This is a genomic window from Streptomyces sp. NPDC005181 (assembly GCF_040608395.1).
In the GTDB taxonomy this organism is placed as follows: domain Bacteria; phylum Actinomycetota; class Actinomycetes; order Streptomycetales; family Streptomycetaceae; genus Streptomyces.
Genome location: NZ_JBEXID010000075.1, coordinates 1 through 16,294, shown reverse-complemented (window position 1 = coordinate 16,294; position 16,294 = coordinate 1). Strand labels below are relative to the sequence as shown.

The 16,294-nt window shown below is 67.7% G+C and carries 14 protein-coding genes and 1 pseudogene; 9 read left to right on the top strand and 6 right to left on the bottom strand.

From position 1 onward, the window contains the following. The 7 genes from ABZV38_RS31490 to sph all read left to right on the top strand — a co-directional run bounded on the left by ABZV38_RS31490 (position 1) and on the right by sph (position 3,907). Positions 1-600, top strand: coding sequence for a hypothetical protein (locus tag ABZV38_RS31490; protein WP_356331845.1), 600 nt, complete (start codon positions 1-3; stop codon positions 598-600). 131 nt (positions 601-731) lie between these two features. After that, positions 732-890 (top strand): hypothetical protein, encoded by a 159-nt coding sequence (locus ABZV38_RS31485; protein ID WP_356331844.1) that lies wholly within the window; start codon positions 732-734, stop codon positions 888-890. An 88-nt stretch (positions 891-978) separates the two neighbouring features. Continuing rightward, positions 979-1,221, top strand: a complete 243-nt coding sequence (locus ABZV38_RS31480; RefSeq protein WP_356331843.1) for a hypothetical protein — start codon at positions 979-981, stop codon at positions 1,219-1,221. Further along, entirely contained in the window at positions 1,193-1,717 is a 525-nt protein-coding gene (locus tag ABZV38_RS31475; protein ID WP_356331842.1) for a DUF6879 family protein, read from the top strand. Before ABZV38_RS31480 ends, ABZV38_RS31475 begins: the two co-directional genes overlap by 29 nt. Before the next feature lie 16 nt (positions 1,718-1,733). Beyond that, positions 1,734-2,582 carry a Scr1 family TA system antitoxin-like transcriptional regulator gene (locus ABZV38_RS31470; protein ID WP_356331841.1) on the top strand — a complete coding sequence of 283 codons (849 nt, stop codon included), beginning with the start codon at positions 1,734-1,736 and terminating at the stop codon, positions 2,580-2,582. Between the two features lie 89 nt (positions 2,583-2,671). Then, positions 2,672-2,890 carry a hypothetical protein gene (locus ABZV38_RS31465; protein ID WP_356331840.1) on the top strand — a complete coding sequence of 73 codons (219 nt, stop codon included), beginning with the start codon at positions 2,672-2,674 and terminating at the stop codon, positions 2,888-2,890. A gap of 144 nt (positions 2,891-3,034) precedes the next feature. Next, positions 3,035-3,907, top strand: a complete 873-nt coding sequence (gene sph / locus ABZV38_RS31460) for a sphingomyelin phosphodiesterase (RefSeq protein WP_356331839.1) — start codon at positions 3,035-3,037, stop codon at positions 3,905-3,907. Between the two features lie 251 nt (positions 3,908-4,158). On the opposite strand, the gene ABZV38_RS31455 is transcribed toward sph, so the two are convergent. Continuing rightward, positions 4,159-4,590, bottom strand: a complete 432-nt coding sequence (locus tag ABZV38_RS31455) for a transglycosylase SLT domain-containing protein (RefSeq protein ID WP_356331855.1) — start codon at positions 4,588-4,590, stop codon at positions 4,159-4,161. Positions 4,591-5,322: 732 nt separating this feature from the next. Continuing rightward, positions 5,323-5,892: a histidine phosphatase family protein gene (locus ABZV38_RS31450; protein ID WP_356331838.1), complete on the bottom strand. Its 570-nt coding sequence runs from the start codon at positions 5,890-5,892 to the stop codon at positions 5,323-5,325. Positions 5,893-6,077: 185 nt separating this feature from the next. On the opposite strand from ABZV38_RS31450, the gene ABZV38_RS31445 reads away from it, so the two are divergent. After that, a complete protein-coding gene (locus tag ABZV38_RS31445) occupies positions 6,078-6,902 on the top strand; it encodes an N-formylglutamate amidohydrolase (RefSeq protein ID WP_356331837.1) in 825 nt (274 codons plus the stop codon). A 63-nt stretch (positions 6,903-6,965) separates the two neighbouring features. Continuing rightward, positions 6,966-7,693, top strand: a pseudogene (locus ABZV38_RS31440) (DUF899 family protein). 356 nt (positions 7,694-8,049) lie between these two features. On the opposite strand, the gene ABZV38_RS31435 reads toward ABZV38_RS31440, so the two are convergent. Genes ABZV38_RS31435 through ABZV38_RS31420 form a run of 4 tightly spaced genes read right to left on the bottom strand, consistent with a single transcriptional unit; the run spans position 8,050 to position 16,099 of the window. Further along, positions 8,050-9,138 (bottom strand): DNA helicase, encoded by a 1,089-nt coding sequence (locus ABZV38_RS31435; protein ID WP_356331835.1) that lies wholly within the window; start codon positions 9,136-9,138, stop codon positions 8,050-8,052. A 9-nt stretch (positions 9,139-9,147) separates the two neighbouring features. After that, the gene (locus ABZV38_RS31430; protein ID WP_356331834.1) at positions 9,148-10,986 is read right to left on the bottom strand and encodes a DUF1998 domain-containing protein; all 1,839 of its coding nucleotides are present in this window, start codon (positions 10,984-10,986) and stop codon (positions 9,148-9,150) included. Next, positions 10,983-14,102: a helicase-related protein gene (locus ABZV38_RS31425; RefSeq protein ID WP_356331833.1), complete on the bottom strand. Its 3,120-nt coding sequence runs from the start codon at positions 14,100-14,102 to the stop codon at positions 10,983-10,985. The genes ABZV38_RS31430 and ABZV38_RS31425 overlap by 4 nt, the downstream gene beginning before the upstream one ends. 53 nt (positions 14,103-14,155) lie before the next feature. Next, a complete protein-coding gene (locus ABZV38_RS31420; RefSeq protein WP_356331832.1) occupies positions 14,156-16,099 on the bottom strand; it encodes a sigma factor-like helix-turn-helix DNA-binding protein in 1,944 nt (647 codons plus the stop codon). Positions 16,100-16,294: the final 195 nt, after the last annotated feature.

The window sequence follows — 16,294 nt, the reverse complement described above, 5'->3', positions numbered from 1 at the left end:
ATGAGCAGCATCGAGAAAATGATCCTGGGGCAGGTCCCGAAGGGTCGCCTGTGGTCGACGTTCTCCTTCCAGGGGAACAACGCCCCGGCGGGATGGGTGCGGAACCTGCGTTCGCCGTTCCAGATCGGCATCACAAACGCTGGAGTCGGTCACACGGCCGGCACGCTGGCAGGCGTCAACGTGGAATCGCGTGGCGGGCAATGCGTGGTCGTCGGGAAGAGCGCGCGGGGTTGGAATGACCCGCTCTTCACCTCACATTACGGATTCGCCCCTGCCCTGGCGAAGAAGCCATCCGGCTACTTTGCCGGCGGATTCCCCAGCGTCGGGGAACTGGCAATGGTCGGCGAGCAGGGACCGGAGTTGGTCCGGTTCATGAGTCCCGCGCAGATCTACAGCAACGGTGACACGCGGGCCATGGCACGTCAGGCCGCAGACCTGGCAAGTCTCCCCGCGGGCCAGGGCGGAAATCAGGCGCCGAACATCACCGTGGAGAACCACGTGTGGGTTGGTGATCGCGAGATCACGGACATCGTCGACACCCGCATGATCGTCCGCGAGAACGCGACGGCTGCCGCCATCGAAACGGGCCGCTACGTGTGACGCACACCTGACGCACACGAGTGCCGCTCCCCTGACATGGGGGAGCGGCTTCCACGCATAACCCCAACTGCCCCTAGAGAAGGCCGACGTGGCCTCTCCGGGGGCTCCCCAGGACTTCGAGAGGAACCACCATGGACTACACCGACGCCGCGAAGAACCAGCCCGTGACTTGCTCGCAGTGCGGTGCCGACGTCGCGCAGACCCCGGGCCGCGGGAAGATCAAGCGCTACTGCTCTCCGTCCCACGGTCGCTCGTGGCGTCAGCGGATGCGGTCGGCCGGCTGGCTCTGACAGCGCGGCTCGATGCGCCCTTGACCCGACGCCCGCTCCGGGCCATCGTCGTAGAAGTTCGTGCAACGTCGATGACCAAGGAGAAACCATGACGTTACGGCTCATTGCCAAGGACCCCAACACCGACGGAGCCAACTGCCCGACGGTGTGGGTCGACATGGAGCGTCAGGAAATCGTGACGCAGGGATGGAAGGCGGATGAAGCCATGACGGCGGAGTGCCTGGAGGCTGGCCCCATCCCGGACAGTGAGGCCGTGGTCCGTCTCCCCTTCCGCATGATCGCTGCACTTCGGGAGGCTTGCGATGCCGCAGAGCGCGCCCCCGTTCGCTGAACTCCTGGCGAACTGCCGGCGGTCGGCCGTGCACCTGGAGATGCGCGACTTCTACGACGACCCCGACGAGGCTCCACGCGTCGCGGCGTGGAAGTCTGGCTATCGGCCGGACCCCGACGACCGTTCGACATGGTGGCGTCCCTGGCTGGACATGGTTGCGGCGGCCGTCGGAAGGGGTGTCGAGTTCCGGCGCGCACGCATCGTGTCCGAGCCCGTCAGCCAGTACACGCAGTACCTGTACGACGGCACGTTTGCCAACGTGGCCGCAGGTGAGCAAATCCGTTGGCTCCCGCGTCGCCAAGCGTCGGCCATCGCACTGCCCGGCAACGACTTCTGGGTGTTCGACGACCGCGTTGTCCGCTTCGGCTACTTCTCAGGGGACGGAACATACCTGGGGGACGAGGTGGACGAGCGAGCCGACGTGGTGAAGCTGTGCGTCGACGCATTCGAGACCGTGTGGGGCAGAGCGACTCCGCACGCCGACTACAAGATCTAGGAACAGCGCAACACCCATGACCCGTCACCCGTCGTCCAGCGTCCAGGCCGCCCGCGAGGCTCTTGCCGAAAGGCTGCGGGAGATCCGGCTAGACGCTGGGCTGACGGGGCGGGACGTGGCCAAGCGCGCAGGCTGGAACGCCTCCAAGTCGTCGCGACTGGAGAACGCCATTACGCCGCCCTCCGATGCGGACATACGGGCGTGGTGCGCAGCCTGCGGAGTGCCGAAGCTGGCGCCGGACTTGATCGCAGCGTCCCGGACCGCAGAGTCGATGTACGTCGAATGGAAGCGTCTTCAGCGAACCGGGCTGCGGCAGCTGCAGGAGTCCTACATCCCGCTGTTCGAGCGGACGAAGACATTTCGTATCTACTGCTCCAACGTCGTGCCCGGACTGCTCCAGACGCCCGCGTACGCCACGGCGCTGCTACGCGAGATCACATCCTTCCGGGGCACTCCTGACGACGTCACAGAGGCTGTAGCGGCACGTGTCGACCGGGCCAGGTTGCTGCGGGAGGGCAACCACAGGTTCGCCATCCTGGTAGAGGAATCCGTGTTGCGGTACCGGATCGGTGACGAGTCGACCATGGCCGGCCAGCTGGGGCACCTCCTTGCCGTCATGTCGCTCCCCGCGGTCTCCCTGGGAGTCATCCCCTTCACCGCGGAGCGGGGGATGTGGCCCATCGAGACCTACTCCATCTACGACGACGAGCAGGCACAGGTGGAGCTACTGACAGCCGCCGTCACGGTGACCACCCCGTCGGAGATCGAGCAGTACGAAGCGGCGTTCAGTCGAGCCGCTGAAATGGCGGTCCACGGAGCGCGTGCACGGACGCTCATCACGGCTGCCGTAGACGCCCTCGGATGAAGTCGCGTGCAATTTCGTAGAAGTCAGTTGGGCCACGTTCCTGCGCGTCCGTAGCGTCGTCTCACAGACGACAAAGCGGAGGAGCGGCAATGGCAACCACCATGGATCAGCCCCAGGAAGTCCACCTGACGGAGCCGATCTCCCCGAACCCGTATCCAGGCTGCGACGTATGTGCCGCGCTCGTCCGGGAGTGGATCAACGTGACCGAGCCGGCCTCCCCGCTGTTCGACATGGAGAGGGCTCACCGTATCGTCGACGAGGTCAGAGATCATCGCAGTCAGGACGAGGCAGCAGCCCCCGCGCTTTGACGTCCCATAGACCCGCGCGACGGCTCGTCACAGTCGTCGTGCGGAGGGCGGCAGGGACCACGCTCGATGTGAGGTCGGCACGGTCCCTGTCCGTCCACTGGCCCCCGTCCCTCCACTGTTTGGTGGTGGAGGAGCGGGGGCTCTTTGCTGCCTTCTGCCCATACACTTAGCCAGTACTCCTGCAAGAACCTGTACCCGAACTGGGGTCAGGACCACCGGGCGACGGAGATAGCGAGGGCGTCGTTCTTCCAGGGCAATGACGTCGTGGTGCTCCAGGAGGCGTTCGACAACTCCGCCTCAGACGCGCTGGCACAGAACGCGTCCGCCCAGTACCCGTATCGGACACCGGTGGTGGGCCGGAGCAAGAGCGGCTGGGACGCCACGGGCGGCGCCTACTCGGCCACCACTCCGGAGGACGGTGGTGTCACCGTACTGAGCAAGTGGCCGATCGTCCGTAAGGAGCAGTTCATCTACAAGGACGCCTGCGGCAGCGACTGGTGGTCCAACAAGGGCTTCGTCTATGCCGAACTGAACGTCAACGGCACTACGGTGCATGTGGTGGGAACCCACGCGCAGTCGACCGACTCCGGATGCGGGACGGGTGAGGCGGCGCAGATGCGCAGCCGGCAGTTCAAGCAGATCGACGCCTTCCTCGACGCCAAGAACATTCCCGCGTCGGAACAGGTCATCGTGGCGGGCGACATGAACGTCGACTCCCGCTCCCCCGAGTACGCATCGATGCTCGCCGATGCCGGACTTGCCGGAGCCGATGCCCGCACCGGGCACCCGTACTCCTTCGACACCCAGGACAACTCGATCGCCTCGTACCGCTACCCCGACGACCCCCGCGAGGACCTCGACTACGTCCTCCACCGCGCCGGGCACGCGAAGCCGGCCGGGTGGACGAACGAGGTGGTCAAGGAGCAGAGCGCGCCCTGGACCGTCTCCAGCTGGGGCACGGACTACACGTACACGAATCTCTCCGACCACTACCCGCTGATCGGGTCCGTCAGCTAGCGGGACCGTGTCAACCGGCCGGCCTCGGAATCATCCGCGTCATACGTCGTGCCGACCGGTGCCGCCTCGACCGCAGCCACGGTGCGGGGGTACTCCACGAAGTGGGGGCGTGCTGTCGGTGGCTGCGGGAACGGCTGTCGTCGGCAGGCCGGTCGCGGGGACGCGGTTTGCGGTTCTGCTCCCGGTGGGTCTCGTTCGGGCGCTGGTCGCCCGGGACTTGCTGGGCGACCGGGGTGCTTCGTCGGGCCGGATCAGTAGGCCGAGTTGACGTTGTCGATCGAGCCGTAGCGGTGCGCGGCGTAGTTGGCGGAGGCCGTGATGTTGGCGACCGGGTCGTAGATGTTCGTCGAGGTGCCGGCGACGTGGTACGCGTTGAAGGTGGGGTCGATGACCTGCATCAGGCCCTTGGACGGGATGCCCTTCATCGCGTTGGAGTCCCAGTTGTTGATGGCGTTGGGGTTGCCGGAGGACTCCCGCATCAGGTTCTTGCGGATGCCCTCGTAGGTGCCCGGGATGCCCTTCTCGTGCATGACCTTCAGCGCCTGCTTGATCCAGGCGTCGACGTTGCCGCCGGACTGGGCGGGGGTGGCGGCCGAGGCGGCCGGGGCGCTGACGACGGTACCGGCCATGACAGCGGCGCCGGCTGCGACCATGCCCAGCGAGATCTTCTTGGTCTTGGTCATGCGGGCGAACTTCTTGGGCATCGCGGTGATCTGCACGTGATAATTCCTGTTCTGTCGGGAGGTGATGCCAAGAATTGTTAATCGGGAGGCAATCCCGGGTCAATGCCCACCTCTTACTACTGAAATTAGTACTGGCTGCAGAAAATGGTTGAAGAAGTGGCTTCGCGGCCGGGGAGCTGGCCTTGATGGTCTACTATTCAGCTTCGGAGTGACGGCCGTCATATGGCCCACCCCACACGGCAAATGCCTCGAATCGGCATAAGAGTGACCCAGATCATGTGGCCTGCGTCATATCGAAGGCGCCCAATTCACTCGCCGTAATGCAAGAAATGCATTCCGTATTCATGGCTGGGTGGTGGGATATCGGCGCTCGTCTGCGGGGAATCCCGGCCGGTGATTGAGGGCCGATGGCCGGGGCCTGACGGGTCTGCCGGCGGTATGTACCGGGGCTGATTCAGCGCCGTCCGGCCGCGCGAATGGGCCGACCATGGGGGCAGGGCTCCTGCCGACGTCGTGAGGTTTTCCCCGAGGCTTCGGCGGATGACAGAGCGACGTGCGATTCTCAGCGACTCGACGTTCGAGGCGCAGATCGGATGGGCCTCCGCACACCGATCAGCGGGCGGGATCTACTTCCGCCGCCTGCGGATCGGCGCCCCCGGATGGCCTGGCCGCACGGTACGGGCCGTGGATGACCGCCCACGAACGGCACCTGGTGCGCCGGGCCGAGAAGGGTCACCGAGATGGACCGGCTACGCGCCAGGGCGTGGGGAGCGTGTATTCCCATCCGGGCTGCCACGGGGACGAGGCCTCGACGAGGGCTTGCCAGTGGGCGCCGGTGAGCAGGCAGTCCAGCGCCCAGCGGTTGGCGGAGTGCGCGATCACGAGGACTCGGGTTCCATCCCGGTCGGCAGCGAGGTCACGCAGGAAGTCATCCGTGGCTGCCTGGACGTCGCGGTAGCTCTGGCCGCGGGGGAAAGGGTCATCAATGTGCCGGGCCCGCTGGGCCTCGACGAAGGCGGCCGGCCGGCCGTTGAGTTCTCCGTAGTTGCATTCACGCAGGCGGGGGTCCTGGTGGATGGGTAGCGGGGTATCGGCGAAGGCGATCTGCGCGGTCTCCACGGCACGGTCCAGATCAGAGGTGAAGACTGCGACGATGCCGTCGTCGCGGCGGCGGCGGCGGCCGAGTTCGCCGGCCTGTACGCGGCCGGTCGCCGAGAGTGTGCCCGGCAGCCAGCCGGTGGCGATCCCCGCCTCGTTGTCGGCCGTGGTGGCGTGGGTCTCGTACACGATCTCGATGGACATGCGCGGACTCCGTCGGGATCAACCGCATGGGCAAGGGGGCGTCCGTCGGATTGGGGGACTTCTCCGTCTCCAGCAAGCCCCGCAACGCCCTTGGCAGATAATCCGGTAGCGGGGCGCGAGACTGCACGACCGACACTCCACCCCGGCCATGTCCCGGACCTGCGCCACCTCGAAGGAACCTCCCCATGGGCCACGCCCTCCCACCGTTCCACCTCCTGCCCGGCGCGCCCGCGTCGCCGGTCCTGCTGCACGTACCGCACTCGGCGCGTGTCGTCCCCGATCACGTGCGCGCCGGAATCATGCTGGACGACGCGGCTCTGGATCTCGAACTCGACCACATCACGGACTCCCACACGGCCGAATTGGCCGCCGAGGCGGCTACGGTCACCCCTCTCACTCCCTGGCGATTCGTCAACGGGCTGTCGCGACTCGTCATCGATCCCGAACGGTTCCCCGACGAACGCGAGGAGATGCTGGCCGTCGGCATGGGCGCGGTCTACACACAGACCACGCACCGCGAGCCGCTTCGCTCACCGGACGTGGATCCGCAGCCCTTGATCGACCGCTACTTCCACCCGTACGCGGCAGCAATGACCGCCGCTGTCGACGAACGCCTGGCGGCCACCGGACGCGCGGTCGTCATCGACGTCCACTCCTATCCGTCGGCTCCGCTTCCCTACGAACTCCACGGCACCGGGCCACGCCCACCGATCTGCCTCGGCACCGACGCCTTCCACACACCGCCGGACCTGCTGGCCCGGGCCGAGGCGGCGTTCGCCGGATTCGGGGGCACGGGCATCAACAGCCCTTTCGCCGGTGCATACGTACCGCTGAAGCATTACGGTGTGGACCCGCGTGTCAGCGCGCTGATGATCGAAATCCGCCGGGACGTGTACATGCCCGAGCCGGGAGGCCCCGCCCACCCCACCGGATCGACAGCGCTGGCGTCGGCGCTGGCCGCCCTGGTCGGCGCGCTGTCCGGTGCGAGCGAACAGGATGCACGGGCGTGACGCCCGTCCCATGCTTTTCACCGCAACACTGCCGCCTCGCGAGCCCCCGTGCGGGAACAGACAATGGTGACCAGGGCAGCAGCTCCGTGCCGGTCCCTCGAGGAGGTAGCGATGCGTCTGACCAATCTCGTCGGGGAGTCGGCCGAACACGTCAGCGCCCGCGAGGAGCTGCGCCTGGCCGAGATCGAGCTGATGCGCCACCGCGAACGCGTCGCTGACCTGCGCCGCCGGCTGCCACCGGGGCCCGTCGTCGACGACTACGCGTTCGAGGAAGGCCCCGCGGGTCTCCACGCAGACGATGTGCCGGTGCAGACCGTGCGACTGAGCGAGCTGTTCACCCAGCCCGGGCGCGACCTCGTCGTCTATCACTTCATGTACGGCAAGCAGCAGACGCAGCCCTGTCCCATGTGCACGATGTGGATCGACGGGTTCAACGGAATCGCCCACCACGTCGCCCAGAACATCGACTTCGTGATTGTCGCCGCGGCCGACCTGCCCACACTCCGCGCGCACGCACGGGACCGGCAGTGGGAGAACCTGCGGCTGCTCAGTGCCGGGCCGGCACCTTCAAATACGACCTCGGCAGCGAGGACGCCGAGGGCAACCAGGACTCGACGGTGTCGGTGTTCACCCGCGACAGCAACGGCTCGGTACGCCACTTCTACTCGGCACACCCCCGGATGTCCGACGACATCGACCAGCGCGGCATCGATCTGCTCAGCCCGGTGTGGCACATCCTCGACCTCACCCGCCAAGGTCGGGACAACTGGTTCGCAGAACTCAGCTATTAGCCTGTTTCGGTCGGGACCCGCTGAGCTGGGCCGATCGCCGTCGGGGTCGTGGCCGGCTGCCCGTGGTCGGATAGAGATGGCCAGGGCCCGGCGCGCGGACGGGCTGCTCCATGGTGAGTGAGAGGCTCCACCTTAAGTTCGACATCGCAGCCATCCGTTCCGCCTCCTCCGACTGACCCGGGCAACCGGAAGTGACGCTTGGAAACCGGCGGAGTGCTGGCTCGGCAGGAATCGGCGGACCGGTAACCGCCCCGCGGCGCTGTCGCATCGAGCCGATCCCGGAATGGGGCAAGAACTTGCCCCTGAGGGCAACACACCTCGTTCGGACAGTGGCCGTGCGGAGAGCCGAAGGTTGTTCAGCTAAGCACAATCGACCCACCTAGCCCCGCAAGCAGTGGGGGCTCGTGCTCTCCCTGGTATCCGAAATGCAGTTCCTGGCGCGCTCTTGTAGCCAGAACGTAGTAGGTCATTCTCAGCGCTGCCGACGTCGGGTCGGTAGCGGCATCGGTGTGAGCGTCGGGGACAACGACGGTGTCGAAGCCGTGGCCCTTGGCGCTGGCGCGGTGGACGAGGACAATCCCAGGTCGACTGAGGTCCAGGTTGCGGTAGCGGCCACTGGTGGCCTCGGCGGTATACATCTGCGGCTTCAGCCGTGGCGCCCTGCGTTCAAGCCGCGTGAGCAGATCAAACTGCCCGCGGGTCGAGTTCATGATGACACCGATGCTGTGCCGGGGATGGCGTTCAGCTAGGCCGATGACAAGGTCGACGGTGGCCCCTGCACCGGCGAGGCGGTGTACCTGGGGTACGGGACCCTCGCGTTCGGGAAGCGAGGGCAGATTTGGCCCCGTGTGGAAGTGCGCGGCAACCGAGGCGATCTGCCGTGTGTTGCGGTGATTGCCGTCGAGGTCGTGGCGGGTGCAGCTGCCAAGGCCCTTGGCGATCTCGGCGAGGGTGGACTGAGTGTCCGTGAGCCTCTGGCACTCGTCAGCGAAGACCGTAGTCGCACGGGCGTCGAGGAGGCGGCACAGCCGGTAGAACTCAGGGGGCAGGTCCTGGCCTTCGTCGATAACGAGGCCACTGCTGGTCATCGGGTCAGTGAGGGCTGCGCGTTCGTAAAGGGCGGACCAGTCGTACCAGCCGTCGTCCCCTCTGGGGGCGTCCTTGCCGTACCACTGAGCGAGCCAGGAGTGCGCGGTGGCCACGCGCACCGATCCATCCTTGGGGCCGAGGGTAGCGACAATCGGGTTCAGCGCCTGGCGCAGGAGGTTGGAGCGGGTGAGGAGTACCGTCGCGGTGCCGTCCAGGGCGAGCATGATGGCTCGCTGAGCGGCCAGCAGACTTTTGCCACTGCCAGGCGGGCCGCTGACCATGTGGTTTCCGTTGAGGGGAAGTTGACGCAGGCAGTTGCGCTGTTGAGGGGTGAGGTCAAGGTAGGTGATCGTCATGGCGGTGCGTTACTCCAGGGCAGCGGCCGCAGCGGCGCGGGCAGCGGAGACGAGGGGTTCGAAATAGCCGGGGACGTTCTCGCCACCGACGACGAGGACTCGGTCGAGCAAAGCGTTGCCGCTCTCGCAGCTGGTCTCCGGCAGCAGGGCACAGGCGTGGCAGGCCGCCCGGTTGAGGTTGCCGAAGCCCTGCCCCGTGTGCTCGGCACACAGCGGGTCCGCGGAGCACCAGGCCGCTGCCTCGGTCATCCGGAGCAGAGTCTCGGCGAGGTACGGCGGCGCACCCTGGCTCACCAGACCGCCGAGGGTGCCTTCTGCATCGCCCGCGGCCGTGTAGATGAGAATGCCGTGCTGGTCGTGCTCGGGGCGGGCGTAGATGCGTTCGCGCAGACTCGCCGTGGTGTAGCCCGACTCGAAGGAGAGCTGGCGGATGAGGAGGTGGGCCAGGGTGTGGAGGAGGACGAAGCGCGGCGAGAGTGTGGTGCCGGTGAGCGAGACCAGGCGGTCCTTCTGAAATGACCGGTCGAGGTCTGCGCGCATACCCGTCGTCCGTCGCTGTACCTGCGCGTCCTGTTCCCAGTTGTTGAGTTCCGTTGCGTCGAGGGTGAGAAAGATGCCCTCGCCGAACACCTCCACCGCGGGCAGCCATTTCAGTCGGCGAGCGGTGTCGGCCGGAACGAACGTGGCGTCCGGGGATATCCGGCTGAAGCCGGACAGAGCGCGCACCTCGCGCAGGCGATCGGCGAGCACGATCCGGCCGATGCGCCGGTGCAGATCCGCCCAAGGTTCGGCGGTCTCCTGGCCGAGCCCGAGCGTGGATTCGCGCAGGGCGAAGTCGCGAGTTGCGGGCGGGGCCGGTGATGTGAACGCGGCCCACTCTTCGCGGCTGAGGTCCGGGTGCTTGACCATTGTGGTTTCGGACGTTGGGGCGGCGTGGTCGAGCCCCATCTCCTCCGCGAGGAGGGCGTCCAGAGTCACCTCGTCGGCGCCCGTGTCCTCTTGGATCATGGTGCGGAAGATGTCGGCGCGGGACGTACCGGCGACTTTGCACAGCGGAATCCAGTAGTCGCTCGCCCGCACCCGCTCCGCCAGCAGTCCGTCCGGTGCTGTCGAGGTGTCGGCGTCTGGGATGTCCAGCGCCGAATGCACCACCGGGTAGTAGAGGTTTCCGGCCGTGCGCTGCACGATCTGGACCGGTTTGTCGCAGTCCACGGCCTCGTTCGTCCGCTGCCACGGGTTGCGTCCGGAGCATCGCATGCCGTGGGTGCCGAGGATGTCCAGAAGGTCGCGGGAAGCCCCGCAGCCCTTGGCCGTGCAGGCCACAGCCAGTGCCTCGAGGCCGGCGGCACGGTCGGCAACCTTGAAACGCAAGTGTGTGCGTGAGGAGCACTGTTGGCGTTCGGTTGCTGCCAGTCGCGAGTGTGCCCAGAACCACCAGTCGACATCACCGAGGTGGCCGCCTGCGCAGATCTGCACGAACCGCATCGGGGCGAGCTGCCGCAGAGGTGAGCAGGCCGCGCAGCGCGGAGGAGTACCCGGCTTCTCGTCGGCGATGCGCCACCGCACCATACGGCGGCAGGAGCCGCAGAACAGCCAGGACGGGAAACGGATGTACGGGGCGCCGGCCGCGTCCACGTTGTCGAATCGCTCGTTGGCGGCGGCCGGGGCCGCGAAGAATCCGCTGACGCCGAGCCGGGACGCCAGCCTCGGGGAGTCGACCGGCTGACGGCGTCGGGGCCAGTCCCCGATGCCGGTGGCGACGAACGACTCGCCCTGGATATCGAAGACCGCTCCCACGCCGAACGGCAGCACTGTCTGTGCCTGGCGTACACGCAGTTTCCTGCTCACTGGTCGGCCCCCTTCACCGTCACCTGGCACTCCCGGTCGACGTTGCGCATGGAGTGCGGGGTCTCCCACAGGCCGCCGTGCTGCTCGAAGCTCTTGAGTATGTTCATCTGCCCCTTGCCCTGACTGCGGTAGTGAAGGTGTTTACCCGCCGCCTTCGCCTCACGCGCGGCTTCCTCCCACTCCGCGAGCAACTCGGCAGCTTCCTTGCGTACGTCCTCTGCGGCACGCGGATCACTTGCCGCACACCGGACCACCAACTGTTCGGCCAGGGCATCGGCTTCGGGCAGGTGATCGAGGATCCGTCCTGCATCCTGCTCGGCGGGCAGGCCCAGCCGATGACGTACGAGAATGACGAGCGCAGCATGCAGGGCACGTCGGCGCGCGGGCATCGACCACGGGGTGACGCTGGTCGGCTCGACATGCCGGTAGAGCGAGCGATGGTAGACGTCGAAGGTTTCGTAGTGCGAGCGGTCACGCGGGCGGGTGGCGTTGAAGAACGTGACGACCAGGCCGGGAACCTTGCTGCGGCCGACGCGGCTGGTGGCCTGGATGTACTCGGCGGTGGTCTTCGGCTGGCCCTGCATCAGCATGAGCGCGAGTCGTTTCACATCGACACCGACCGACAGCATGTTGGTGCACGGCAGGAACGACACGGACTGCGCATCGTCCCAGGGCTTCTCCAACCGGTCGAGCAGTACGGGCTGTTCGGCGCGCGGCAGGTTGCTGGTCAACTCCTGTACCTGGCCGTCCGCGAGGGGACGCGTACCGTGGCCGGCGTCGAGCCCGGCGAGCTGCGCCGGAATGTCGTCGGCCGCCGCCGTGACGGTACGGCCGAGTTCGCGCAGGCTGTGGTGGTAAGCGACGAGTGTCCAGTACGCGTCCCGGTGCTCCTGCGGGAGCTCCCAGGCGCCCTGGAGCAGGGCTGCCGTGGTGGCGACCGCGGCACGCCCCGCCGTGTGTCCCTGGGCCATCACTCCGAGGTAGCGGCGGCCGGGCTGTGTGGTGTCAGGTTCGGCGAAGTACGAGTTACGGGCGTCGAGTCCGGCCGGCGGAAACAGCTGCGCCTGACTCCCGTACAGGGCACGGATCTGCTCGCCGGAGCGGCGGATCGTCGCGGTGGAGGCCACGATCTTGGGGCCGACTCCGTCGTTGCGCGTGCACAGGCCGAGGATCGCCGACTCGTACAGGCCGGCTGTCGTGCCCAGCGGACCGGTCAGCAGGTGCAGCTCGTCCTGGATGACGAGACTGGGCGGTTGCTGCCCGGTTCCCGAGGCGAACAGCCGTCCGGCACGCGGCTCCCAGGCAAGCCGGGCAAACTTGTCGACCGTGCCGAGGACGAACGTGGGCGGCCGGTCGTACAGCTGCTGGTCGACGACGGCCACAGGCAGTTCGTTGTGGAAGGAGCACTCGTCGCGCGGGCAGTGGAACGCGAACGAGTCCGCACCGGCCTGCACACCGTAGTCCTCGATGTCGGGTGACTTGTGGGCGGGCAGGATCCGCGTTCCGCACCATGGGCAGCGGTCCAAGATGAACACGTCATCGGGGTGCGTGGCGGCCCGCACCTCGTCGAACGCTTTGCGGGCCGCCTCGTAGGAGTTCGGAGAGGTGGACTCTCCCACCCATAGCCCGATGGAGAACGGTTCCCTGCCGTAGGTGAGCGGGTCGGCGCGTCGCAGGGTCTCCAGGGCACAGATCGTCGTGGCAGCACGCTGGAACTGCTGGGTGGTGAGCAGGCTGAGCGTGTACCGGCTGAGCACGGCTGTGCCGCCCCCGTCCGGCTCACGGCGGCGCAGCACCATGACGAACGCGGCGAGGAGCAGGTACGCCTCCGTCTTGCCACCACCGGTGGGGAACCAGATCAGGTCCGTGGTCTGTCGATCCGGGTGGTACGAATCAGCAACCCCGTCCACCGCGAGCAGGAAGAACGCCAGCTGAAAAGGGCGCCAGGCGGCGTCGTCGCACGGTTCGGGGTCCAGCGGCACCGGGTCGCGGCGGGAGCGGCGTTCTCCGGCCTGGTCACGGGCCGAGTGGCGCATCTGGAGGGCCATCGCCCGGTTCGCGGTACGGAAGGCGTGCAGGAGCTCGGGGCGGTCCGGGTCGACGAGTGTCCGTACGCCCGATTCGATGCGGGTGACGGCCACGCGGACCCGATCGAGAATGCGATCAGCGGCCTCCCGACCCCAGGCGGGAAGATGCGCGTTCCGTTGGCTCTCGTACCAGGTCCGGTAGCCGGCGGCGAACTCCTCCAGTTCCATGCGGAGTTGATGATCGGGAACACCGGGATCGGCGAGGTGCAGCACGTTGAGGACCTTCGCGCCGGCCGGTCCGGCCGCGCGCGTGGCGGGAACCTCCGCCTCGGGCATCACGGCCGCCCGCAGTCCGACGACCTGCTCGGCGTCGCGTTCCTCTGCCACCGCGCAGCCGTGACCGACCGCGTACGTCCGCACATGCTGGTACTGCAGTCTGAGTTCCTGTTCTTCCAGGTCGCGGCTGGCCAGACGAACGCTCGGATACTGCAGGATGGAGCCGTCGACCGGTCGGACGGCCAGCGCGACTTGGAAGAGCATCCTGTCCCACTGCGTGGCCCGCCCGAGGTTCTGCTCGGTGCGGGCAGTGTTCACCAGTGCGACGGTGACCAGATGACCGGCACCAAAAGTGCGACGCCGGACGCGGATTTCGGCACGGCCGTCGAGGACGGTGACGTGGTCGCGGCCCGTCTCAAGGCGGTGGGTCTCGTCAGGCAACGGCACACGCTGCCACCGACGATGGTGGTCGCCCTGAGCGGGCAGCGTGGCGTAGCGGGCACCGCCGCAGCCGACTTCGATGGTTCCGGCGTCGGTGTAGAAGCTGATGCCGAGGGACGACGGAAGCCAGGAGTTGGACTCGGGGACCGGGTCCTCGGACGGGTTGGTGTCCTCGGCTGCCCCCTCGGTCCCTGGGCCGTCGGTCTCTTCGGCCGACATGGTCAGCTGTCGCTGGAGGTCGGCATCCTGTGCGTAGAGGGTGCCCATCAGGTACTGGCGGTCGGGCGGGGCGTCGAGGATCTCGTCCGGTGCGCCCGCGGGGCCGACGAGCTGGCTGTGCAGGTAGTCGACGAGTTCCTGTCTCGGGTCCATGAGGTCCTCTGCGGGGGTGAAGTGGTCGTTGTGGAGGGGTCGTCGGGCAGAGCTCAGGAGCGGCGCCAGCGGTCACGGAAAGCGGACCTGCCTTCGGCCGAGTCGGCAGCCTGCGCGGGAACCGCGCGACCGGCGGCCAGGAGCCCTTGCAGCTCGGAGATCCGCACCCAGGCGTCGTGCTCGACCTGCGCCAATCTCTCTGCGGCTCTCTGCTCGGCGGCGGCGACCCGGTCCGCCGCCCACTGCTCGACCACTGCCGCCGTCCTGACGCGTTCCGCGAGCGCCTCTTCGGCCTGCGCCAGCCGCTGCTCGAGCTGCGCCAGGCGGGAGTTGGCGGCAATGTTCTGCTCCCGCAGGCGCGCGTCCGATTCGGCCGCCCGCTGCTGGGCCCATTCCGCTCGCTGTGCTGCCGCGCCGGCAGCTCCCTCGGCGGCCCGTACGCGCTGCTGGGCCACCTGCTCGGTCTGACGGTGCCCTTCCCTGAGGTGGGCGAGCCGCTGTTCGGCAGCGTGGCGGACTTGGCCTTCCCTGCGGTCGAGGGCCTTGTCCATCCGCTGGAGCAACTCTGCCTCCAAAGCATCCAGCCGGCCCTCTGCCTCCCGCCCTGCCACGCGCAGGCGCTCAACACCTGCCTGCTGCTCCCCTCGGATTCGCCGACCGCATTCCTGCTCGAGCCGGGCCAGGCGCGCGTCACCCTCCGCGCGGGCCGAGGCCAGGCGGCGACTGCTCTCGGCCGAGGCCTCCTCCGAGCGGTGGGTGAACTCGGCGCGCAGGCGTGCGTCCTGTTCCGCCAGGGCCCTCGCGAGCACGTCGACCTGGGTGCTGGCTGGCGCCTCTTGCCGCGTTGCGGCGGCCCGGCCGGATGCCTCGGCCGTCGAACCGGCGGGCTCGATTCTTACGCCGACCTGGTCGGAGGCGGGCTCAGCCGGAGCGGCAGGCACTGTCGGCGTGGCTTTCTCCGGTGGCCGCCCCCGGACGGTCTGCACGGGAGCGTCCGGCAACCCCGGCGTCGGCCTGGCGACAAACGTGCTCAGCGCATCACGCAGCGCGAGCCGTGACTCCGTCTTCACCAGCGGTCGCCTGGCCAGGTAGCTCCGGGGAGAGACCCCCAGCAGCGCGTCCGAAGGGCTGTCGAAGAAGACCTCCGGCTTCGCCTCCGCGTCCTTGAGGGCATCCAGAACGCGTGTCAGTAGCTCCAGGGCCTGGACGACGGGCCGGTCGAGCGTGGCCCGCTCCCTCGCTGCTCGTACAACTGCCGATGCCTCACGCTCGCCAAGCATCACGGCCAATTGCGGGCGCCCGAGTGCGAGCAGGGCGTACTCGGCCAGCCAGGCCACTCCCCCGGCAAACTGGTGAGGCAGCCGCTTGGCCTGCTCCCAGTCGGCCGTGTATTGCGTTCCCTGCGACACGGTGGAGTCCGCCACCGGCTCGCCGACGCCAGAGGTCGCGGGAGGAGGACTGTTCTCCGGCCCGTGCAGCTGATCCTGCGGATCAGGCTCTGCGTCCGGCGGCTGCTCGGCCACGGCAGGGCGTTCGCGGAACGTAACGTCCTCCTGCACGGGTACACGCTCCAACGCAGGCTCGGGCTCCAAGCCCGGCAGCGCCACGGGGTCGAGCTCGGGCAGGGGTTCCGGCTTCAACATGGCCTCCGGCTCGGGTAGCCGGTCCAGCTCCAGGCCCAGTTCCGCCGTCCGGGCAATCCGTGGCTGCGGCCTCTTGGCCGCTTCTCTGCTCACAACCGCGGGTCGCCGGGACGGTGAACCGTCCCATTCCCTCTCCCGTTCCTTCGCTGCCGTCAGCGCTGCGCGCAGTTCATCGAAGGCCTTCTTCTCCAGCTGTCGTACGCGCTCACGGGTCACCCCGAACTCCTTGCCAAGCTCCTCAAGGGTGGAGGGCGGGCCGTCGAGCCCGATACGCCCCATCAGGATTCGCGTGGTCCTCGGCGGGAACGCGTCCAGGAACGACAGCAGGTACTCGAGGTGCATCTCTGCGACCACGTGGTGCTCCACCGAAGGTCGCGCATAGGCCGCACCAACGAAGTCACCCAGATGCGCACCGTCCCCGATGACGCGGTCCAACGAATCCACGCGTCGGCTGAGCCGCCTAATGGGAGCTACGGAGTCGGGGAATGCTCGATTCCGTAGCCGCCAGCAGGTGAGCACTTATGCCGCCGGAAGCACTCGACTTCTGTG